This is a genomic window from Levilactobacillus mulengensis (genome assembly GCF_003946045.1).
Classification (GTDB): Bacteria; Bacillota; Bacilli; order Lactobacillales; family Lactobacillaceae; genus Levilactobacillus; species Levilactobacillus mulengensis.
Map to the genome: position 1 here is coordinate 72,231 of NZ_RHNW01000001.1, position 20,726 is coordinate 92,956.

Genomic DNA, 20,726 nt, shown 5'->3' on the forward strand with positions numbered 1-20,726 from the left:
CTCCTTTGTGTTTAAACGTGTTCAGCTTGGGTGAAACGATTAGAGAAGCTGATCCACGGCTTTGAGATAGGGAATGGGCAGTTGGAGCTCGGCGGTAATCTGGATCCCGTTCGCCGCAATTTCTGCGTAGGGGATGGATTTACGGCCGCCCTTTAACTGTGCGTCCCAGAAATCATACAGGTCGGTCCCACGGTACAAGTAAACTTCATGGCGGGTGACAAATTTAATAATGGCAAAACAGATGCCGCCTTGAGCGGTACAAGCCCGCATGTGATCGATCTGATGTTGATGAAAGTTTTTCAACGGAAACGACGATTGATTCCGCGTTTCCTTGGCGTCAAAGTCCAGGTAGTGGCCCTGGTAGACCCCGTTGTAGTCGGTCGTGGAGGCCGTACTGAAGTAGGCTTCTTTGATGACGGCCGCGCTCCGCTTGGGGTAATCGACCTTGACGATTTTGATGGGCGTGGGCTTCTTATGAACGACGGCAACCCCGGTTGTTTCATAGTAGGTATTGCTTTCGTTAAGTTCCTCTTCCAGCGTCATACCCCGCTTACCGTAGTTGGTGTAGGTGCTGGGGAACTTGGGCCCCGTCTTTGCTGCTGGTGCCTGGTAGGCATTCCCATTGGGATACCGAATAGTCATTGACTCCTCACCCTCCTTGCCTTGCAACCACCCATTCGCAGTTGACTTTTAAATTGGTTCTTTGCAGTGCCTCCGGGCCGGTGAAAATGAGCCGTGACGCTGTGGGCGCCGCCTGGAGCCAAAAGGCGGTCTCCAGACTTACTTTGAGCCGAAAATCACGTCTCAAAGATAGCAGTTACCTAAGCGGGAAACCCGCTAAGGTAACTCCCACGGCTGAGCTCATTTTCCCCAGCCCTGCGGCTGACATAGTGTTGGCCGTCAGCTGCGTGGGTTGGTAACGACTAAGCCTGTGTTTTGTGGTTTGCTATTACATAATAGGTTAGCCAACGCGTGAAGGCATGCGTGATATTTTTAAGCAACTGGTCGAATGGGATTGTGGCCCAGTTATTGATATTATACCAAGCTGACCCAGAAATAAAAACTCTAACTGGTCTATAAATGGTCAAAACGACCGAACTTAAACGGAACTTAAGTGAATGATTGTGGGGTGGACTGATTTAGGTGGAATTTGGTTGGGTTAGGGATTGTGGAAATACTATTTGTGGTGAGTACAGGTATCATTTTTCTTTGAGGTGCATGTTGGCTCTGATGAAGAGCATTGGTTTACTGAGTAGTTTTAACTCAGTTGATGGGTATCTACGAATCAAGACGTTCTTCTATAGAGATAAGTCGTGTAGCATTAGCATTGATAAATCGTGGCAAGAAAAAAGTTAGTTACGGATTAAACGTGACTCAATGGTCGGCGAGGGTGACAAAACTTTTTCCATTTTAGAACGCCGAGTTAATGTAAGGTGAGATTTAATTTGTATCAGAAGTTGAAGATTATTTGAATTGTAGAGACAAAGTTGAATGATGAAGTTAATTTGTCGTTAGTGAGAGGGAGTAGTGCGTCGAATAGGTTAAAATGAAAATAGATGAGTGTGAACGAAGGACAAAATGTTATTTTGGTCTAAGGTGACGTGAATTGAATCGGTACCTAATGGTTAAAATTGATGAATCGAAAAATTTGGATAACGCAATTAAAATAGGCGACCGTAAAAAAAAAGACAGTTGCGGGCCAAACAAGTGTAAGCCGCAGAGCTGGTGAAAATGGGCTCAGCCGTGGGAGTTGCCTTAGCGGGTTTCCCGCTTAGACAACTGCTATCTTTGAGACTCGGGTTATGAGGCTCAAAGTAAGTCCGAAGACCGCACCTCAGGCTTCGGACGCGCGCCCACAGCGTCACGGCCCGGTTTTCACCAGCCCGGAGGCACTACCAAAAACTTGTTTTACCAACTATCTGTATTTTTCATTGCGTCGGCCGGATTTTTTCGCTACACTGGTAAGGTACCGGTAAAGGAGGCCGCGAGATGAGTCGGTTATGGTTGACGGGCTACCGCAGTTATGAACTGGGTGTTTTTGGCAATCAAGACCCGAAGCTCCTGGTCATCAAGGACGCATTGAAAAAAATGCTGATCGGTAAGATTGAAAATGGGACTGACTGGTTGATCACGGGTGGTCAGCTGGGCGTTGAGCAGTGGTCGATTGAGGTGGGGCTGGCGTTGAAGCCGGACTACCCGGAATTAAAAATTGCCATGATGACGCCATTCGCTGAGTTTGGTAGCAACTGGAATGAAAATAACCGTGGACTGTACGCGCAGCTGGCGAGTCAGGTCGATTTTCACCAGTCAGTTAGTGAACAACCCTATCATGGGCCCCAACAGTTAAGAAACTATCAAGAATTTATGTTATCCCATACAGATGAGGCCGCAATGGTTTATGATTTAGAGGTTGAAGGGAAACCTAAGTATGATTATCGCGCTGTGACGCGGTTTCAAGAGCAACATGCTTACCCCCTAACGCTGATAGATATGGATTGGTTACAAGAAAGTGCCAACGAATATCAAGAAAATAAAAATAATGGTTCCCAATTTGAGTAAAAACTGGTATTATAGATATCGCCGGTTTGATTAGGATAACGAGGTGTAATGATCAATGGAAAACGTTAATTTTACTCCTAAAGAGATTTTGCAAAAGCAATTTCGTCAAAAGATGCGCGGGTATGATCCCGACGATGTCGACAGTTTCTTGGATAACGTGATCAAGGACTACGATACTTTTGTGAAGGAGAATCAACGGCTTCAAGAAGAAAACGAACGGTTGTTGGCTAAGGTCGACGAACTCACGCGCCAAGTGCAAGTGGGGGCAAGTCAGCCGGCAGCAACGACAACCAGCCAATCCACTTCAAGTGTCACTAACATGGACATTTTGAAGCGGCTCTCCAATTTGGAACGGCACGTTTTCGGTTCACAATTAGATAATGATCCAAACGAGTCACATCGTTTGTAGAATTATAAAGACTGGTGTAAATCCTGAGTAATCGCGGTCGGCTTATGTCGGCTGAGGAAAGTCCATGCTCGCACAGACTGAGATGTCTGTAGTGTTCGTGCTCGGTGAAAAAATAAGCCGGGGGACGTTAGCAATAACGTAACGGCGGGAAAACACGGCTACGGCTTCGGCTATGCCCTAGTATCCCTGAAAAGTGCCACAGTGACGATACGTCTAAGGAAACTTAGGCGGTGGAACGCGGTAAACCCCTCGAGCGGGCAACCCAAACTTTTGGTAGGGGCGCTTCACATATGGAAATGAACGAAATGTGGGGGGAGAGGAAACTCTCGAGATAGATGATTACTGCCAGTCAATCGTTTGCCTGAAACGGTTGGGTGGTACAAAACATGGCTTACAGGGATTTGCACCATGTCAGGTGGGTGGGAGCTTGCTCCCGCCTTTTTTTATGGTTATAATCGGGTTAAATGCCCAAGAACAGCGTAAAATTAGCAACTCAGTAAAGTGAAGTAAGGAGGACGTTATGAAGAAATTTCATTTATACGCGGCCACTGCCAGTGGGATCGAAGCCATTGCCGGTCGTGAGTTACGAGACCTCGGGTACGATACCCAGGTTGAAAATGGCCGGGTCCGGTTTGACGGGACGATTGAAGACGTACTGCGGGCGAACCTGTGGTTGCGGACCGCAGACCGGGTTCGGATCATCGTGGCTGAATTTGACGCCGTGACCTTTGACGAACTGTTTGAAGCTACTAAGGCCGTGGCCTGGGACGAACTACTCCCCATGGACGCCGCTTTCCCTGTCGAAGGCCGTTCCAAGAAGTCTCAGCTCCACAGTGTGCCCGACGCCCAAGCCATCGTGAAAAAGGCCGTTGCCACGAAATTGGCGGCTGTCTATCACCGGCGGACTCGGATGCCTGAAACCGGTGCCACTTACCCCTTGGAAGTCATGATCGATAAGGACCACGTCATGTTGACGCTGGACACCACCGGTTCAAGTCTGTTCAAGCGAGGCTACCGGGTCGGCAAGGGTAGCGCGCCATTGAAGGAAAACATGGCCGCTGCTTTGATTGCCTTGACCAGCTGGCACAAAAATATGCCATTCTGGGATCCCGTGTGTGGGTCTGGGACCATTCCTATTGAAGCAGCTATGATTGGCCGTAACCTGGCCCCAGGGTTTAACCGGGACTTCACCTGTGAGACCTGGGATTGGGTGCCCCAAGAGCTGAGTGATAAGTTGCGTGACGAAGCCGATGCCAAGGCCGACTACGATACGCCACTGCAGATCTTTGGGACCGATATTGATGAGAACATGGTGGCCATTGCCAAGCGTAACGCCCAAGAGGCGGGCTTGTCACAAGACATCACGTTTAGCCAATTAGCCGTCCAGGACTTTAAGACGGACATGGAAGATGGGGTCATCGTGGCCAACCCACCATACGGGGAACGGCTGAGTGATCAGGCTTCCGTTCGTGAACTTTACAAACAAATGGGGCAAGTATTCAAGCCATTAACGGATTGGTCGAAGTACATTTTAACGGCTGATCTGGAATTTGAACATTTCTATGGTCAAAAGGCCACGAAGACGCGGAAGCTGTATAACGGGGCTTTGCGGACCGACTACTTCCAGTTCTGGGGCAAGCGTAAGCCGCGGCACCAGGGTTAAGCCATGATTAAGACGGATTGTGTCTTTTGCCAGAAAAGCAGTATCGTCTTAGAAAATGACTTGGCCAAGGCGTTTTGGGACAATCATCCCGTGCGCCGCGGCCACCTGTTGATTGTACCCAAGCAACACTACGCAACATACTTTGATGTGCCAGCCGAAACGCGCGCGGCGATGGATGCGTTGACCTTTGCGGCTAAGGCCTTGCTGGATGAAAAATTTCAGCCGGCCGGGTATAACATCGGCATCAACGTGGCGCCGGCCGCCGGTCAAACGGTTATGCACGCCCACATTCACCTGATTCCCCGGTACGAAGGGGACGTTAAGGATCCGCGGGGCGGCATCCGCAAGATGATTCCGCGGGCCGTTCAGGGCTTGAGTCGGTTGAAACGAAAATAGAAATTGACGAAACGAATTTGGACTTCACAGTCTGGATTCGTTTTTTGTTGGATTATTTTGTAAAGTAACGGCTAACCCTGTATACTGAGCTTAACGGAAAAGGGGTTTTATGATGAAATGGCGGAGTTTACTACTGGCAGGGATTGTGGCAATGGGGACATTAGGCATGGCCACGCAGGCCCAGGCAAAGCAAAAAGTTTTTAATTTGTACCAGAATTATGGTGCCCAGAAGACGCATAAGGCCTACTCGAGTAAGAAAACCTACCCACTCAAGAAAACGTTCACCTTCAAAAATTCAGCGTATAAGATCAGATTGAATAATTTGTATGTGTATCAGGTTGCCAATAAAAAGGCGAAGTACGCGACCTGGGCAAAGGTCACGGGAACCGCCTACAATAATAGTGACGATGGCTTTTACCGGTTCGGCAGAAACGTGATGGGCGGAATCTCCAATTATAATCTCGTGGGGTTCGAGAACACCATGACCAGCAACTTTATCTTTTCGGCCAAGAATAGTAAGAGCAAACACATGTTAGTTAACGTGACCCCTAAGCAAGGAATCACGGCCGGGCCCAATTCAGCATCGTCGTATTTGAAGCCCCATCAGAAGAGTCAATTTGAGATGCTGCTGTATTCCAGAAAAAAGGTCACTAAGGTTGGTAAAATCGAGCTATCCTTTGCGACGCTGGCTTACGAAGGCCCCAAGGCTGATAAGGTCGTTAATGGCATTTATGACGGTCGGCAAAAACTGAATCTAAAATAAACGATGTCCGATTAGGTGGGATGTCGCCCAGCGACTCATAGTCTGAGTCCTGGTAAGCGGGTGTGATGCCGGTTTGCTAGGACTTGGGCTTTTTTTCTTGTTGTCAGTGTCAATTTGGTAGGAAAAATGCCGATGATGTCAGAAAATGTCACTCGTTTCCAAATCTTAATAAGTTTATGAAAACAACTGGTACTAGTGGAATTAGTTCGTTAAACGTCCCAGCCAACCCGTTATTTTTGAAAATTCACTCGTGACTTTCATCAAAATCAGTGTTAGGATTTCTTACATCAAACGTAAAGAGGGCGCCGCTAATGAATCTTGCAAATACAGCATTCGTGTTGATTGCCAGTATTTTAGTCTTGTTTATGACTCCTGGATTGGCATTTTTCTACGGGGGCCTGGTCTCCGAGAAAAACGTGGTCAATACGATGTTGTCGGTCTTTATTATGACTGGCGTGGCCATTTTGCTGTGGGTGTTCGTCGGCTACTCGCTGTCCTTTTCAGGCAATGTGCTCGGCGTCGTGGGCAACTTACGCCATGCCTTCATGAATGGTGTTAACTTGGCTAGCCTGACCGCCAGTCATATTCCGGTTGGCGTGTATTCGCTGTTTCAAATGATGTTTGCCATTATTACCCCGGCTTTATTTGTGGGGGCCGTGGTCGGCCGGATTCGGTTTAAATTTCTTTTGCTATTTCTGCTGGCGTGGTCCGTCTGCATTTACTACCCGATGGTGCACCTGGTCTGGAGTCCAGCGGGGTGGCTGGCCAAATTGGGGGTCTTGGATTTCGCCGGTGGGACCGTGGTGCACATCAATGCCGGGGTGACGGCGTTGGTACTGTCGGCCTGGTTGGGACCGCGGTTGGCCAAGGATCATCCCGGGCAACACTATAACTTACCGTGGGTCCTGCTGGGGACGGCCATCTTGTGGGTCGGGTGGTATGGCTTCAACGCCGGCAGTGCCTTAGCCGTCAATGGTGTGGCCGTTCAAGCGGCGATTACCAGCACGGTGGCCACGGCTACGGCGATGGTGGTCTGGATGTTTCTGGATATCTGGACGAGTGGCAAACCCACGTTGGTCGGCGTCTGTACCGGCACGCTCTGCGGACTCGTCGCCATCACGCCAGCGGCCGGTTACGTGACCGTGATGGGATCCGTGGCGATTGGCACCTTGGCGACCCTGGCCAGCTACGGCTTCATTGCAATTGTAAAACCCAAGCTGGGAGTCGACGATGCCCTAGATGCCTTCGGGTGTCACGGGGTGAGCGGCATCGTCGGCAGTATCCTAACGGGGGTCTTTGCCAGCAAGGCCGTTAACCCGGCGGTCACCCAAAATGGGTTGATTTACGGTGGCGGCTGGCACTTGCTGGGGATTCAACTTCTGGCAACGGGCCTGACGATTGCGCTGGTTGCCGTGATGGGCAGCGGCTTGATCTTACTCTTGCGGCGGTTGACCCCCATGCGGGTCGATGCGGCCGAAGAGGCCCTGGGCCTGGATCAGGGGGAACATGGCGAGCAGGTCGACTACACGGTCGGACTCAGTGAAAAGCTCACGGATTATCGGGCGGATCAGGAACTGTACGCGCCCGAGTTCAAGGGGCAGCTCCAACACTTGCAAAAATGAGTTGGTGGTTGAGCGCTTCCGGTGGCGGATTTAACGTTTTCCGTAACACAGGCCACTGAGTAAAGTTAGTGACTTTCTTAAGGTTGTCCTAGATGATTGCTGTTTACCCCCGAACTTGCTAAACTAAGGGTGTGTTTAGGGGACACGTGTTTGAACACTCTTGGGGGGATTATAATGAATAAAGATCAATGGGCACTGATTGCCTTAGTTGTGTTAGCCGTTTGTGGGTTGAGCCTGGTGCTCCTACTCATGAAGTCACCAATGTGGGCCTTCGGTTTTCCGGTAGCGTTCGCTGGTTTAGGACTGGCGTGCTACGGGATCGAAGATTTGATGACCAAGCTGACAAAGAAAAACAATCGCGAAGCTTAAATCTGAAGAGAATCGAAAAAATAAAGACGGCCAGTGAGCCGTCTTTTTTGTTGCGCCGAACTACGTGTGTTTTGCGTCTTTACAGGGCCCGCCTCGGCTTGCTAAAATGAAGAGGTAAAGGCGATGAGCGAAAAGTGACAGAACAACAAACAACGTCGGTGGCGGATGCCGGCGATTACCTCAAGGCATTTGCCTGCACGGCGGTCATGCTGCAGACGGTCTTGAGCTGGGCGATAACCACCCCGGCCGGTCGATCGATTCAGGTGGAGCTTGCCGGGGTCTATCTGGCCGTAAAATTTACGGCCCCGGCCTTCATCTGTGGCATTCTCTTCACCACGATTCGAACGACGGACGTGACGCAACCGACCTATGGCCAGTATCTGCGGCAACAGTGGTCGGCGTTAGGGGTGCCGACGGTCTGGTGGTCGCTGGCCTACTTGCTCCTGCAACCGCAACTGCAGCAGCACCACTCATATACGTCGCTGGGTCAATTTGGCTGGCAGCTGATCAACGGAAATGCCGCACCACACTTGTGGTACAATACCATGATGCTGCAGATCATTCTACTGATGCCCCTGTGGTGGGCGATTCGGCGACAGATCACGACGCGGCGCCGTTTCTGGTGGACCGCGGGTTTGAGTGGCGCCTGGATGCTTGGCTGGGTGGTCAGCTATCACCAGCTGATCACGCCCGCCGCACGGGTCGGTCGCTGGTATTGGCTCGACCGGGTCTTCTGGGGCTTTGCCCTCTATGCGGTCTTGGGCATGCTACTCTGGCTGGCTTGGTCACACATTCGGCAGTGGCGGTGGACGTGGGTACCGTTACTGGTTGGCGCACTGGCGACGCTGGTCTGGCAAGTTCACGACCTACTGGCCACGGGTCGGCCAATCGCGTTGGCCCGCAGCAGCTACTACGCACCGGCGACGGTCTTCTATGGCCTGTGTGTGATTGGCTTGCTGGCAAGTCTGGCCGCGTGGCAACAACGACAACGGGCCCGGGGGTTAGTGGTGATTCACTGGCTAGCGACCTACGCGTACCGCGCATACTTGGCCAATGTCTTTTGGTTAGCACTGATTTGGCGCTTTGGCGGTCAGGCGTTAACGGCGGTCCATCCCGTGGGTGGCATCCTAGTGAGTTACCTGCTGACTTGGGTCTGGTCGTTTGCGACGGCGTACGGCATACATAGGATTTGGCAATGGACGAAAGGAACGGTGGCAAAATGACAACACGTGATAGGACCCAACCGGTTGAACTGGTCACGATGATCATGGTGACGGACCCCCAGACGAAACGCGTTTTGGTGGAAGATAAAGTGAACGTGCCCTGGAAGGCGGGACACAGTTTTCCCGGTGGCCACGTGGAAGTCGGCGAGACCTGTGCTCAGGCGGCTGTCAGGGAAGTGTTCGAGGAAACCGGCTTGCAGTTGTCGACGGTTGACTTCTGTGGGACGTGTGAGTGGTTCGACACGTCTCGGCAAAAACGGAAGCTGGGCTTGCTGTACCGCGGGGATACATTTACCGGCGAGTTAAAGGCTAGCGATGAGGGCTGGGTCGGCTGGTTGCCACTCAGCGAAATGACCCCGGCAAAGAGTGCCGAGAGTATGGCGGCATTGTTGCGGGTCTTCAATCGCGAGGTTCCGGCGGTGGTTAGCGATGCCTGGAATGGGCCGTTAGTCGATGATCTTCGGGATGAGTCGTAAAAGCTAGTCGCTTAGAATCGCTAGACGCAGAGTCGTTGATGTCGAGAGACGTTGGCGATTTTTTTCGTTGGCTCAACGACTAGAGCAATCACCAGTCAGCTAGACAATCGGCAAGGCGGCTACACGAGCACCATCCTGATATTTTTAGCAGGCAAGCAATGTTTATCTATTGTAAGCGGTTACAAAAACGGGTAAACTAAAGGTGTAAAGATTGTGATAAAGGGAGCGATAATCGTGAAATCAACTGTTCAAACGCAACGCTGGTACGGTTACTTCTTTATCGGGCTGAGTGTCGTGGCCCTAGGGATGACCGGCCTGCTGGCAATTCCAATGATTGATCGGGCACTGTTGTTGACGACGGCCCTCACGTTACTGGTGTACGGGCTGACGTACCAACCACGCATTGGTCGTGGCTGGTGGCGGCTGTTACTAGGCGTGAGCGTTATTGTTGGCGTCGCCGATGTTGTCTTAACGTTGACGGTGGCTCCGGTCTTACTCACGGCTCTGTTTAGCTTTGCTTTACCGTTTGCATTTTTAAGTGTTTTATTAGGGTTCTTGAAACAACGTGTCCGGGCCTAGCCTGGTTACACGAAAAAAGCGTCTGGGATGAAAAATTCCCGGACGCTTTTGATTTTTAATGCAATTGAGTCCCACTTTACCCAAAGAGGGTGACCAAAATATCCCAGGTCATGTGGGTGGCGATGCCGGGCCACAAGGAATGACTGCGGGCGTACAACCACCCGAAGAGTAGGCCCAACAGGAAGACGGAGACCAGATTGCTGATCCACAGCATCGGGCTCATGGCGGGGACCGTCGTCAGGTAACGGGGGATGTGCATGCTGGCAAAGGCCAGTGCCTGAATCACGTTGGCAGTGGTGAGCGAGAATTTCTGTAACAGGGCATTTAGGAAGTAGCCCCGGAACAGGAACTCTTCACTGACGCCGACGACCAGGAAATAGCGACCCCAGAATTGGGGGATGAAAGTGTGATTAACGTTCAGACCGTGATGGGCCAACCAAAATTCACCCAGCAGGTAAACAATGATAATGCCCCAGACGACATAGCCGGCGGCAAATCGCCATGCTGGTTGCCACTGTTTGGCATTGCTCAGGGTGAGACGTTGATGGTTGCGGTCAGCTTGATGGATGAACCACCAGGCCAGCCCTAACCAGACGGCTAATTTAATGGCATCGAGCGCCAATTCTTGGGGCCAGCCGGTCAGGTGTTTTTCGATGGGACTGTTGAGACCGACCTGAACGGCGAGCCAGATGAACCAGCAACTGATGAATTGCAAAATAAGACGACGATTGGAGACGGGTTCAGACATAGACGACACTCTTTTCTTTGAATAGACGCATTAACTTTATTGTAAGACAAGTAGCCGTGAGAAGGGGCGTAAAAATGTGTAAGGATTGGTTAAAAATAGAAGTAAGCACTATTAACGACAAATGTAATCACTGTTTACATATAAAGTAATCAATGTTAACATAAGGACACAAACGTTACCGTGAAAGGAATTGACCCTGATGACAAAATTACCCTACCACCGTGAGAATTTAGCAGCAGCAATTCAGCAGCAAGCCCGTCAGCAACTCGAAACAGCTGGTGCCGAACAACTTTCTTTGCGCCAAATCGCCCGTTTTTTGGCCGTGACACCGGCGGCAGTTTACCGCCATTTCCCAGATAAGGCGAGTTTATTAGCAGCCTTACGAGCAGACATCACGGCGGAACTAACGGCCACTTTACGTGAAAACGTGTTGGACTCGGCCGATGCCACAACCATGCTCCAACACATGGTCCGGAATCTTCTAGCCTATGCGGATCAGCATCCCCAAGCCGTGGCCTTTGTCTTGACGGCACCACTACCAGTGCCAATCAGCTTGACGACCGTGGTGACCCTATACGCAGCCCAACAAGGCCAGACGGCAGTTGCTCCTGAAGCGGGGCAGGCCGTTTGGACCTTCTTGATTGGGGTCCTGACACAGTACCCACAGGACCAGGCCACGGTAGACTGGGTCGTTGCTGTGATTGAACGACTACTATAAAAACGCGCTGAATCATCTAGTTAAAGTATTCACAATAAAATGCAAGAATAAGTGAACAAATCACAAAGCAACAGTATTCACGTCAAATCAGCATTTTAACTGAATTCGTCAATTAAAATATAATGAGAAAATTTACGGGCTTTTTAGAAAGGACCATGCTACACTAAAATCATCTCAAGATTTGGAGGCGGTTGCCATGGCAAAAACGGAAGCGGATTTCCTGGCTTTGGTGAAGCAGATTAGTTTATTAGACATGAATTTGTCCCTCATGGGCTGGGACGCGCGCACGTACCTACCCAAGGATGGGGCGAGTTTTCGGGGCGAGTTGACGGCCTACATCGGCGCCAAAGAAATGGCGTTGACCACGGGACCCGAGATGGGCGCATTTATCGCCTACTTCACGGCACATCCCGAAGCACTCGATGCCAAGGGCCAACAGGTCTTACGGCTGGTCAAGCGGGAGTACGACTTGAACCATGATATTCCGGCGGATGATTACGCAGCCTACCAGCGAACGGTTTCGGATGCCCAACAGGTGTGGGAGACGGCGCGTGAGGCCCAGGACTTTACGGTTCTCCAGCCGTATATTGAAAAAATTGTCGCCTACCAAAAGCAGTTCATTCCTTACTGGCAAAATGGGCAGGCCACGCCCTACGACGTGTTGCTCGACCAGTACGAGCCGGGGATGACGGTCGCGCAGTTGGATCCCATCATGGAGACGTTGAAGGCAGGTATCAAGCACATTCGCGCGGTCATTGCGACCGGAACCGAACCGCGGGTGGACTTCATGAGTCGTGCCGTGCCCGAAGACGTTCAGGAACGGGTGGTCCGCGCCACGGTCGAGCGACTGGGGTACGATTTCAACAAGGGGGACCTGTCCCGCAGCATTCATCCGTTTACGGTCCCACTGAACCGCAACGATGCTCGGATCACCAACCGCTATGGCGTGCATGATTTTCAAATGTCGCTGCTAGGTGGGATCCACGAGGCGGGGCACGGCCTGTACATGCAAAACTTTGACCCGGACTTTGACTACACGCCACTGTCTAACGCGCCATCGATGGGCCTGCACGAGTCGCAGTCGCTCTTCAACGAAATTTTCATCGGCCGCAACCCGGCGTTCTGGCAAGGGGCGTACGGGCGTTTCCAGGCGGCCACCGGCGATATCTTTACGGACATCGATGAGCCCACGTTCTACCAGGGATTCATGGCCACTAAGCCAACGCTGATCCGGACCGAGGCCGATCCCCTGACGTATCCGTTACACATTATCGTGCGCTACGAATTGGAGAAGGCCTTGTTCAATGGCGAAACCACGGTGGCGGAATTGCCGGCCCTGTGGCGCCAGAAGTATCAGGAATACCTGGGCATCACCCCGGCCAACGACACCGAAGGCATTTTACAGGACATCCACTGGCCGGGTGGGGACTTCGGCTACTTCCCAACGTATCTGTTGGGGCAAATTTACGCGGCCCAGTTCTACCACAAGATGAGCCAGACGTTGCCGGTGGCGGACATCTTAGCCAGCGGCGACTACGCTCCGATCACCGAGTGGCGGCGAGAAAATATTTTCCGTTTGGGTGCTAGCGTGACGCCACAAGAACTGGTTCAACGGGTGACCGGGGAGCCGCTCAATCCACAATACTGGCTGGACTGGATGACCCAGACGTTTAAGACGGCGTATCAGGTTCAGGACTAATGGCTTTACTTTCTAAAAGTAAGTGATACACTTGGACTTAAGTTTTAACAGGAAACTACTTGCCCATAAACGGGGAACTAACTTAAAAAAGTGAGGTCACTTATCAATATGGAAACGAAATTTACTGAACTAGCCAAGCAACGCCGCAGCATCTATGCCTTAGGTCGTAACGTTAAGCAAACGCCTGACGAATTGACGGCCTTGATTGAAGACAACATCAAGAACGGTCCGTCATCTTTCAACAACCAAACGACGCGCGCCATCATTTTATACGGCGCCTCTCACGAAAAGTTGTGGGACATCGTGATTGACCGCCTGAAGCAAGAGGTGCCTAACGAAGAAGCCTTCGCCAAGACGACCGCTAAGATCAACAGCTTCAAGGCAGCCTTCGGGACGGTACTCTTCTTTACCGAAACCAAGACGGTCAAGGAGTTCGAAGACAACTTCCCACTCTACGCGGACAACTTCCAGGACTGGTCCGAACAATCACAGGGGAACGCCCAATTCTCCGTCTGGACGTCATTGGCTGAAAACGGCTTGGGTGCCAACTTACAACACTACAACCCCCTGATCGATGACGAAGTGCGCGCAGCCTTCAACGTCCCAGCTAGCTGGCGTTTGCGGGCCCAACTGGACTTCGGTTCTATCGAAAGTCCCGCTGACCCTAAGGATTACATGAATGACGACGACCGCTTCATGGTCTTCAAGTAATTTAACCAAAATAAAAGAGAACCCCGGACCACGCCATGGCGCGCGTTCGGGGTTCTTTTGCGGTTACGGGGAACTTTGCGGCCGCTTTCAGGGGAGGAGTTATGCTAAAATGAAAGCGTGCTATCACGCGCCCCAACCAGGTCTTTGCCAACGTGAAAATCAGAGAGCCCGTGGCAGTTGTTCCCGCCGGTGGGCTCAAGGACCCCTGCTGTGGGGCCGGCTCCAGCCTGAGGGGCGGTCTTCCGCCTCGGCTTGAAACCGGGCAGAAAACCGCCCGGTTCCAAGACCGTCCCATGCTCTAAGCTGAGAAAAACCGCTCAGCTAAGACCATCGACACAGCGGGGGACCTTGGCCCACCTCTGGTCACACACACGGACTCTCTGATTTGACCTTGACCGACGCAGGTCTCAAACTTGTTCGGCCTATCTGAGCGGATTTACCAGGCAGTAAGGCCACGTTAACTTAGTTGGTCGATGTCAGTGACCAGAGGCGAGTCAGGATGACCAGCTGTGTCGATGGCGTTGGCTGAGGTCTCTCACTCAGCCTAGGCCATGGGACGACCTTGGAGACTGGGAACTTTCCAGGCTTCAAGGCGAGCTGGAAGACCGTTTCTCAGGCCGGAAGCGTTCCCCACAGCAGGGCTTCCTGAACTCGCCGCCGGGAACGGTCAGACCAGTTAAGTTAACGTTGGGGCGTTAACTTGTGCTTTCTAACACTAATTAGGGGGTCAGTATCGTTATGGAAAAACGCATTGCCATTATTGGCGGCGGTATCGTGGGTGCGACCGCTGCGTATTATTTAAGCACCTTGCCCGGAAGCGAGCAGACCAAGGTCACGTTGTTTGATGACGGGACCGGACAGGCGACCACGGCCGCCGCAGGCATCATTTCGCCGTGGCTGTCTAAACGCCGGAACCAACGCTGGTACCGGTTGGCCAAGGCCGGGGCAGATTTATTCCCCGAACTGATGCATGACGCGCAACTGGGGACCGATGTCTATCAACAGACCGGGACCATCGTGACCCGCGAAGTGCCCACGGACCTGGAAACGCTGTTTGATTTAGCCCAGGAACGCCGGCAGGACGCCGCTACCATGGGAACCGTGACGACGTTAAATGCCGCCGAGGTTCAGGCCAAGGTGCCACTGTTGTCGCGGGCCCAGCCCGGGGTCTTCATCACCGGCGGGGCCCGGGTCGACGGTGCGGCGTTGGTCAGCGGCTTGTTGGCTAAGGCGACGCAGAAGAACCTGACGATTCGGCGCGAACGCGTCAGTCTCGATGCCCAGGGCCAAGTCCTGACGTCATTGGGCGCGCGGCAGTTTGACCGCGTCATCATCGCGGCCGGTGCTTGGCTCAAAGAACTTGTGGCACCCCTAGGCATCACCGCCGCCGTGCGACCACAAAAAGGCCAGCTGATTGAGCTGGCCGTCAAGGATTATCCGTTGAACGAAAATATGCCCGTTGTCATGCCCGAGGGTGAACGTGATTTCGTGCCGTTTGGCCACGGTAAGCTGATTGTTGGGGCGACTCACGAGGACGACGGCAAGTTTAATTTGGCCGCCGATCCGGCCGTCACCGCCGATCTCCTGGCCAGTGCCCAACGGCTGATGGCTGACGTGACCGCGGACAACATCACGGGTGTTCGCGTGGGGACACGGGCCTACACGGCTGACTTCGCGCCATTCTTTGGACCGATTCCGGACCAGGAGAAATTCCTCGTGGCCTCTGGACTGGGGTCTTCCGGCTTAACGACCGGACCGCAAGTCGGACGATTGTTAGCGGGTTCCGCGCTGTACGGCGGTATGCCAGACTGGAGCGAATACGAGTTGCCACTGACGACTTATTTAACGTCTTCGGCGGAATGAAGCGCCTGATTGGCTAGGGTGTGCGCGCCACGGTTCTGCTTCTCGGGAACCCATTGCGTGAGCACCAGCTGAAACGGGGCCTGTGCGGCCAACAGGTCGTCGACCAACTGTTGGTAGTGTTTGGCGTAATGCTTGGCGACACTATCGTTGACGATTTGACTGTCGGTATAGAACAGGACGGTCGTGTGCGCCGGGTCGGTCGCTAGCGTGGCCAATTTTTCAAAACCTAACCGGGCAATTTCAAACTCGGCGGTGTGGTTGGTCGTGGCCGTCAGGGGCGCACTCAGTTGGGTCTGATGATGGTCGTGAATGATTAAGATGCCCCCGGCACTCAGACCCGACTGGGGTTGTGTCGCGGCGTCCGTATATAGAGAAAACATGGAATCACTCCAATTCTTTCGTGAGGTGTTTAAACCAATGATAACCCAGGAACGACGATTTTTGTATCAACCGAATCCCCTCAGCAGCATTATCAACTGGAGCTGGACGCTCATCGTCCTGTTGATGGGGGCCATCTTCTGGCTCGAGGTCACCCATTTTAACTGGTATACGCTGGGGTTCTTCGTGGCCTTTGCGTTCTTGTGCTGGTTAGAGATCCATTTTAGAAATATTACCATGGCCAATGGCGTCCTGACGGTCAGCACCGTCTTGAATCACCGCCACCTGGTCATCCCGTTGAAGCAAGTCCGCAGCGTCCAACAGTCCCGGTACCGGTTGGGGATTGTGGCGCAGGGCAAGATTTATCAATTCTTATTACCACGGAACTCGGCGATCGAACTCGCAAGCCTCTTGCGGGACGCGATGGTTGCCAACGGCGTGAAGGAGGAAAATTAGTGAGCGATATTGAAATTTCACAAAAAACACAGTTAGAACCCATTGAACAGGTGGCGGGCAAGGTCGGTTTGACCACCGACCAGATTGAACCCTACGGCCATACCAAGGCCAAGATCAACCTCCCACTGACGGGCAACCATACCCCAGGCAAATTGGTGCTGGTCACCTCGATCAACCCCACGCCGGCCGGTGAAGGGAAGTCGACCGTGGTCGTTGGCTTGGGGGATGCCCTGAACCTATTGGGTCACCAAACCGTTTTAGCCTTGCGGGAACCCTCGATGGGCCCCGTCATGGGGATGAAGGGTGGCGCGACCGGGGGTGGCTACGCCCAAGTGGTGCCAATGGAAGACATCAACTTGCATTTCACCGGGGACATGCACGCGCTGACCGAGGCGCACGACACCCTGGCCGCCCTGATTGATAACCACATCCAACAGGGCAATGAGCTGAACCTGGACCCCCGCCAAATCGTGTGGAAACGGGTCTTGGACATCAACGACCGTGAGCTGCGCCAGACCGTCATTGGCCTGGGTGGCCGGACATCCGGTGTGCCGCGGCAAGATGGCTTTGACATCACCGTGGCCAGTGAATTAATGGCCGTGTTGTGCCTGAGCGAAGACCTGACGGACCTTAAGCACCGGGTCAACCGCATCCTGATTGGCTACACCTACGACAAGGAACCGGTTACGGTCGGCGACTTGAAGGTCGGTGGGGCCATCACGCTCCTGTTGAAGGACGCCATCAAGCCCAACCTGGTCCAAACGTTGGCGCACAACCCAGCCATCATTCACGGTGGACCATTTGCCAACATCGCCCACGGCTGTAACTCAGTGCTCGCGACCCAGACGGCCCTGCAACTCGGGGATTTTGCCGTGACGGAAGCCGGTTTTGGGGCCGACCTCGGTGGGGAAAAGTTCATGGATATCAAGACCCCCGTGCTCGGTCAAACGCCAGACGCCGTGGTGATTGTCGCCACAGTGCGGGCCCTCAAGTATAACGGTGGGGTCAAGCGCGCCGATTTGGAAACGGAAAACCTCGCCGCCCTGCAACAGGGTAGCGCCAACTTAAAGCGCCACATCACCAGCATGCAACAGTACGGTGTGCCGGTCGTCGTGGCCATCAACCGTTTCACCAGCGATACGGACGCCGAAATTGCGGCCCTGACGGCTGACGTGACCGCCTGGGGCGTTCCCGTCGCCACCACGACCGTTTGGGCCGATGGGGGTGCCGGTGCCACTGATTTGGCCGAAAAGGTCGTCACGGCCACGCAACAGCCTAAGCACTTCGCCCGCCTGGCACCCGCTGGCGCGGACCTGATGACCCAAATGACAGCCATCACCCAGAAAATTTACGGTGGGGCCAAGGTCGAGTTGTCGGCTAAGGCTGCCCGCCAGTTGAAGACCTTTGCCAAGCACGGCTGGGACAAGTTGCCCGTCTGCATGGCCAAGACCCAATACTCCCTGACGGACGACGCCCACCAACTGGGGGCCCCAACGGACTTCACGATTCACGTGCGCGAGTTTGCGCCACGGTTGGGGGCTGGGTTTGTGGTCGCCTTGACGGGAAACGTATTGACGATGCCAGGGTTGCCGAAGCACCCGGCCGCACTGGACATGGATATCGACGCTAACGGCAAGATCACTGGGTTGTTCTAAGGGGTAAATCTGTCGTTGTTAGCGCCTCCGGGCTGGTGAAAATGGGCCGGAACGCTGTGGGGAGGACGCCCCGAGCCGAAGAGCGGTCTCGGGACTTGCTTTGAGCCGCCAAGAACGCGTCTCAAAGTCACCATTCACTGAGGGTTTCCCTCAGTGAATCCCGCGGCTGAGCCCATTTTCACCAGCCCTGCGGCTAACACAGATTTAACCCAGCACAACGCCATGACCCTTCTTGGAGTATTCTAGGATTGGATTGCGTGTGCTGGCGTCGATAGCAAATCTACGGGCTGCTGTGAGCTACAGCTGGTCACTTTGATCCGCCTCTGGTCACTCCCACGACTAGCCCAGTTTTCCCAGCCCTACGGCTAACACGGATTTAGCCCGGCACAACGCAGTATTTTTGCCATGGCTCTTGCCTGATTTCAATGTGACCGGATGGTTTGCCCAATCAAACTAGTCGAGCTGACACTAGTTGTTAAATTGTCAGTGGTTGAATCCAGTTTTAAATTAAAATAAACATTGCGTGTGTGATTTCGCGCAATTAATAATCAAAGAAGCGTTAGTTACCTTTCTAAATGATTGGGAACTAGCGCTTTTTGCTGTCCTTTGGATGGGAGATTGGCATAATTAACGAAAAGGGTAGCTGCTAGCGAAAAAAATGATAGAATGATTATAATATGAGAGAATCATTAAAATTAGGATACTGCTTAAAGGGGTGGGCCAATGAAGTTTGCGAATAAGAAATTAGTGGGATTGGCGGTTTTTACCGCGGTGCTGGCGGGGCTGTCGACGCCGTTTAATGCTGCGATGTATGCGTTTATCTTCCGAATCATTGAGACTAAGCATGTGAGTTGGATCGTGCCGTTTGTGATTGTCATTATTTTGGGCTACTTTGGGTTCAGCCTGGCCACGTACCTGAATACGGTCGTGATCAATAAAAATGTGGTCACGGTCAATCGGCGGTTGAAGACGCAACTGCTGCGGGGGCTGCTACAGCGGCGAACCGTGGACTCCAAGGATTTTGTGGCGACGAACCTGTCCTTCTTCATGAACGATTTGAAATTACTCGAAGACAACTACATTCGCCAGCTGTTCGCGTTGATCAGTGTGCTGGTGACCTGCGTCGTGACCCTGGCCTATTCGCTGGCCAACAACGTTGAACTGACGCTGGTCTTCATGGCTTTTATGATTTTTCCCTCGGCGATTCCGCGTTTATTTCGGAACCGGATCAATGTGCGCAGCGAGGCCTGGTCACAGCGAAACAGCCAGTGGTCGGGCACACTGAAGGACGTGTTGAAGGGGGCCTTAGCGTTACGCCAATACCGAGCATTGCCGGGCATCGAGCCGAAAACAACGGCGGCCATTCAAAATGTGGAGCACGCCAACGCCGCCATGAAAAACGAAATTGCCCTGTCCAACGCGGTGGTGGAAGCCATTTTCTACGTATGTACGCTGATTCCCATCGGGATTGGAATCTACGCCACGATTCAGGGCCGCATCAGCTTGTCCCAGTTCGTCGCGATTCAGTACTCGTCCAACTGGATCATCAACAGTGCCGGGCAGGTCGTGAACAGCTTTAACACGCTGAACAGCACCGGGAAGATTCGCCAGCGCATCAAGGACGCGGTCCAACCGGTCAATGAGCCGGCGGCGGTCACGGCTGGTTTTGAAAAATTAACCCTGACACAGCTCGGATTTAACCGGCAGGAGACATCAATCCTGCACGACATCAACCTTGCCGTTGCCCGGGGCGAAAAAATTCTGATTCAAGGCGAATCCGGTAGTGGCAAGACGACGCTGCTGCGGTTGATTGATGGGGCCTTGGCGCCGAGCAGCGGGCAGGTCGCCATCAACGGTGAGCCCGTCAAGCAGTACGCGGGGATGAGCACGGTCAATCAGTCACCAATCGTGTTTAACGACACGCTGCGCTTCAATTTGACACTGGGGTTGGACTTCACGGACGAAGCGGTCACCCACGCCTGTCAGGAGGCCGGCCTCATGGACTTGGTCGACCGCGATGGCTTGGACTACCAAATTGGGGATGAGGGGCAGAACTTGTCGGGCGGGCAGGTGAAGCGGTTAGAGATTGCCCGCGCCATTTTATTTGACCGCGAGCTGATCTTCATCGATGAAGGCACGGCGTCACTGGATGAGCAAACCTCAATCGCCATTCACCAAACGATCCTGCGCTTGCCCAAGACCATCATCGAGGTCGACCACCACATCCCACCAGAAGTCCGTCCGCTGTTCGACCACGTGTACCAGTTGCGGGATGGTCAGTTGACGATGCAAGCGTGAGTTGAAACAAAACAGGATACGAAAAAAATAAGCAATAAGAAATGAAGGCGAACAAGAAATGAATCGATTGCGGTCGCCAAAAAAATGCATGAATCAAGCGGATTCGAGAATGGTAGAAAACAAATCTTGAATTTTTGAAGG

Annotated in this window: 20 protein-coding genes and 1 other RNA gene; 18 read left to right on the forward strand and 3 right to left on the reverse strand. The window is 52.9% G+C overall.

Going from position 1 to position 20,726, the window contains the following annotated elements; all coding sequences use genetic code 11:
• Positions 1-39: 39 nt before the first annotated feature.
• Positions 40-642 carry a Holliday junction resolvase RecU gene (gene recU, locus EKM84_RS00305; protein WP_125762473.1) on the reverse strand — a complete coding sequence of 201 codons (603 nt, stop codon included), beginning with the start codon at positions 640-642 and terminating at the stop codon, positions 40-42.
• Positions 643-1,989: 1,347 nt separating this feature from the next.
• Here recU and EKM84_RS00310 point away from each other — a divergent pair.
• The 11 genes from EKM84_RS00310 to EKM84_RS00360 all read left to right on the forward strand — a co-directional run bounded on the left by EKM84_RS00310 (position 1,990) and on the right by EKM84_RS00360 (position 10,059).
• Entirely contained in the window at positions 1,990-2,559 is a 570-nt protein-coding gene (locus EKM84_RS00310; protein WP_125762475.1) for a DUF1273 domain-containing protein, read from the forward strand.
• Positions 2,560-2,614: 55 nt separating this feature from the next.
• Positions 2,615-2,968 (forward strand): cell division regulator GpsB, encoded by a 354-nt coding sequence (gene gpsB / locus EKM84_RS00315; protein ID WP_125762477.1) that lies wholly within the window; start codon positions 2,615-2,617, stop codon positions 2,966-2,968.
• Positions 2,969-2,987: 19 nt separating this feature from the next.
• Positions 2,988-3,367, forward strand: an RNA gene (gene rnpB, locus EKM84_RS00320) — RNase P RNA component class B.
• Between the two features lie 121 nt (positions 3,368-3,488).
• Complete coding sequence (locus tag EKM84_RS00325; protein ID WP_125762479.1) at positions 3,489-4,631, forward strand: THUMP domain-containing class I SAM-dependent RNA methyltransferase; 1,143 nt, start codon at positions 3,489-3,491, stop codon at positions 4,629-4,631.
• A 3-nt stretch (positions 4,632-4,634) separates the two neighbouring features.
• A complete protein-coding gene (locus EKM84_RS00330) occupies positions 4,635-5,027 on the forward strand; it encodes an HIT family protein (RefSeq protein WP_125762481.1) in 393 nt (130 codons plus the stop codon).
• 112 nt (positions 5,028-5,139) lie between these two features.
• On the forward strand, positions 5,140-5,790 hold the full coding sequence (locus tag EKM84_RS00335) for a hypothetical protein (RefSeq protein WP_125762483.1): 651 nt from the start codon (positions 5,140-5,142) through the stop codon (positions 5,788-5,790).
• Between the two features lie 311 nt (positions 5,791-6,101).
• Entirely contained in the window at positions 6,102-7,412 is a 1,311-nt protein-coding gene (locus EKM84_RS00340; protein ID WP_125762485.1) for an ammonium transporter, read from the forward strand.
• 174 nt (positions 7,413-7,586) lie between these two features.
• On the forward strand, positions 7,587-7,781 hold the full coding sequence (locus EKM84_RS00345; RefSeq protein ID WP_125762487.1) for a hypothetical protein: 195 nt from the start codon (positions 7,587-7,589) through the stop codon (positions 7,779-7,781).
• Positions 7,782-7,915: 134 nt separating this feature from the next.
• A complete protein-coding gene (locus EKM84_RS00350) occupies positions 7,916-9,004 on the forward strand; it encodes an acyltransferase family protein (RefSeq protein ID WP_125762490.1) in 1,089 nt (362 codons plus the stop codon).
• Positions 9,001-9,480, forward strand: coding sequence for an 8-oxo-dGTP diphosphatase (locus EKM84_RS00355; RefSeq protein WP_225418104.1), 480 nt, complete (start codon positions 9,001-9,003; stop codon positions 9,478-9,480). Before EKM84_RS00350 ends, EKM84_RS00355 begins: the two co-directional genes overlap by 4 nt.
• 234 nt (positions 9,481-9,714) lie before the next feature.
• Complete coding sequence (locus EKM84_RS00360) at positions 9,715-10,059, forward strand: hypothetical protein (protein ID WP_125762493.1); 345 nt, start codon at positions 9,715-9,717, stop codon at positions 10,057-10,059.
• Between the two features lie 76 nt (positions 10,060-10,135).
• On the opposite strand, the gene EKM84_RS00365 is transcribed toward EKM84_RS00360, so the two are convergent.
• Positions 10,136-10,807 (reverse strand): CPBP family intramembrane glutamic endopeptidase, encoded by a 672-nt coding sequence (locus EKM84_RS00365; RefSeq protein ID WP_125762495.1) that lies wholly within the window; start codon positions 10,805-10,807, stop codon positions 10,136-10,138.
• 199 nt (positions 10,808-11,006) lie between these two features.
• Between EKM84_RS00365 and EKM84_RS00370 the strand changes: the two genes are divergently transcribed.
• From EKM84_RS00370 to EKM84_RS00385, 4 genes are all read left to right on the forward strand, one after another.
• The gene (locus EKM84_RS00370) at positions 11,007-11,525 is read left to right on the forward strand and encodes a TetR/AcrR family transcriptional regulator (protein ID WP_125762497.1); all 519 of its coding nucleotides are present in this window, start codon (positions 11,007-11,009) and stop codon (positions 11,523-11,525) included.
• Positions 11,526-11,721: 196 nt separating this feature from the next.
• Entirely contained in the window at positions 11,722-13,224 is a 1,503-nt protein-coding gene (locus tag EKM84_RS00375) for a carboxypeptidase M32 (RefSeq protein WP_125762499.1), read from the forward strand.
• A 108-nt stretch (positions 13,225-13,332) separates the two neighbouring features.
• Positions 13,333-13,935 carry a nitroreductase family protein gene (locus EKM84_RS00380; protein ID WP_125762502.1) on the forward strand — a complete coding sequence of 201 codons (603 nt, stop codon included), beginning with the start codon at positions 13,333-13,335 and terminating at the stop codon, positions 13,933-13,935.
• 738 nt (positions 13,936-14,673) lie between these two features.
• Positions 14,674-15,798 (forward strand): NAD(P)/FAD-dependent oxidoreductase, encoded by a 1,125-nt coding sequence (locus EKM84_RS00385; RefSeq protein ID WP_125762503.1) that lies wholly within the window; start codon positions 14,674-14,676, stop codon positions 15,796-15,798.
• On the opposite strand, the gene EKM84_RS00390 is transcribed toward EKM84_RS00385, so the two are convergent.
• Positions 15,774-16,178, reverse strand: a complete 405-nt coding sequence (locus EKM84_RS00390) for a ribonuclease HI family protein (RefSeq protein ID WP_125762504.1) — start codon at positions 16,176-16,178, stop codon at positions 15,774-15,776. The two genes, EKM84_RS00385 and EKM84_RS00390, sit on opposite strands and share 25 nt — an antisense overlap.
• A 37-nt stretch (positions 16,179-16,215) precedes the next feature.
• Between EKM84_RS00390 and EKM84_RS00395 the strand changes: the two genes are divergently transcribed.
• The 3 genes from EKM84_RS00395 (at position 16,216) to EKM84_RS00405 (ending at position 20,585) form a co-directional block, all read left to right on the forward strand.
• Positions 16,216-16,632 carry an EbsA family protein gene (locus tag EKM84_RS00395; protein WP_125762506.1) on the forward strand — a complete coding sequence of 139 codons (417 nt, stop codon included), beginning with the start codon at positions 16,216-16,218 and terminating at the stop codon, positions 16,630-16,632.
• Positions 16,632-18,287 (forward strand): formate--tetrahydrofolate ligase, encoded by a 1,656-nt coding sequence (locus EKM84_RS00400; RefSeq protein WP_125762507.1) that lies wholly within the window; start codon positions 16,632-16,634, stop codon positions 18,285-18,287. The genes EKM84_RS00395 and EKM84_RS00400 overlap by 1 nt, the downstream gene beginning before the upstream one ends.
• Positions 18,288-19,010: 723 nt before the next feature.
• Positions 19,011-20,585 carry an ATP-binding cassette domain-containing protein gene (locus EKM84_RS00405; RefSeq protein ID WP_125762510.1) on the forward strand — a complete coding sequence of 525 codons (1,575 nt, stop codon included), beginning with the start codon at positions 19,011-19,013 and terminating at the stop codon, positions 20,583-20,585.
• Positions 20,586-20,726 lie beyond the last annotated feature (141 nt).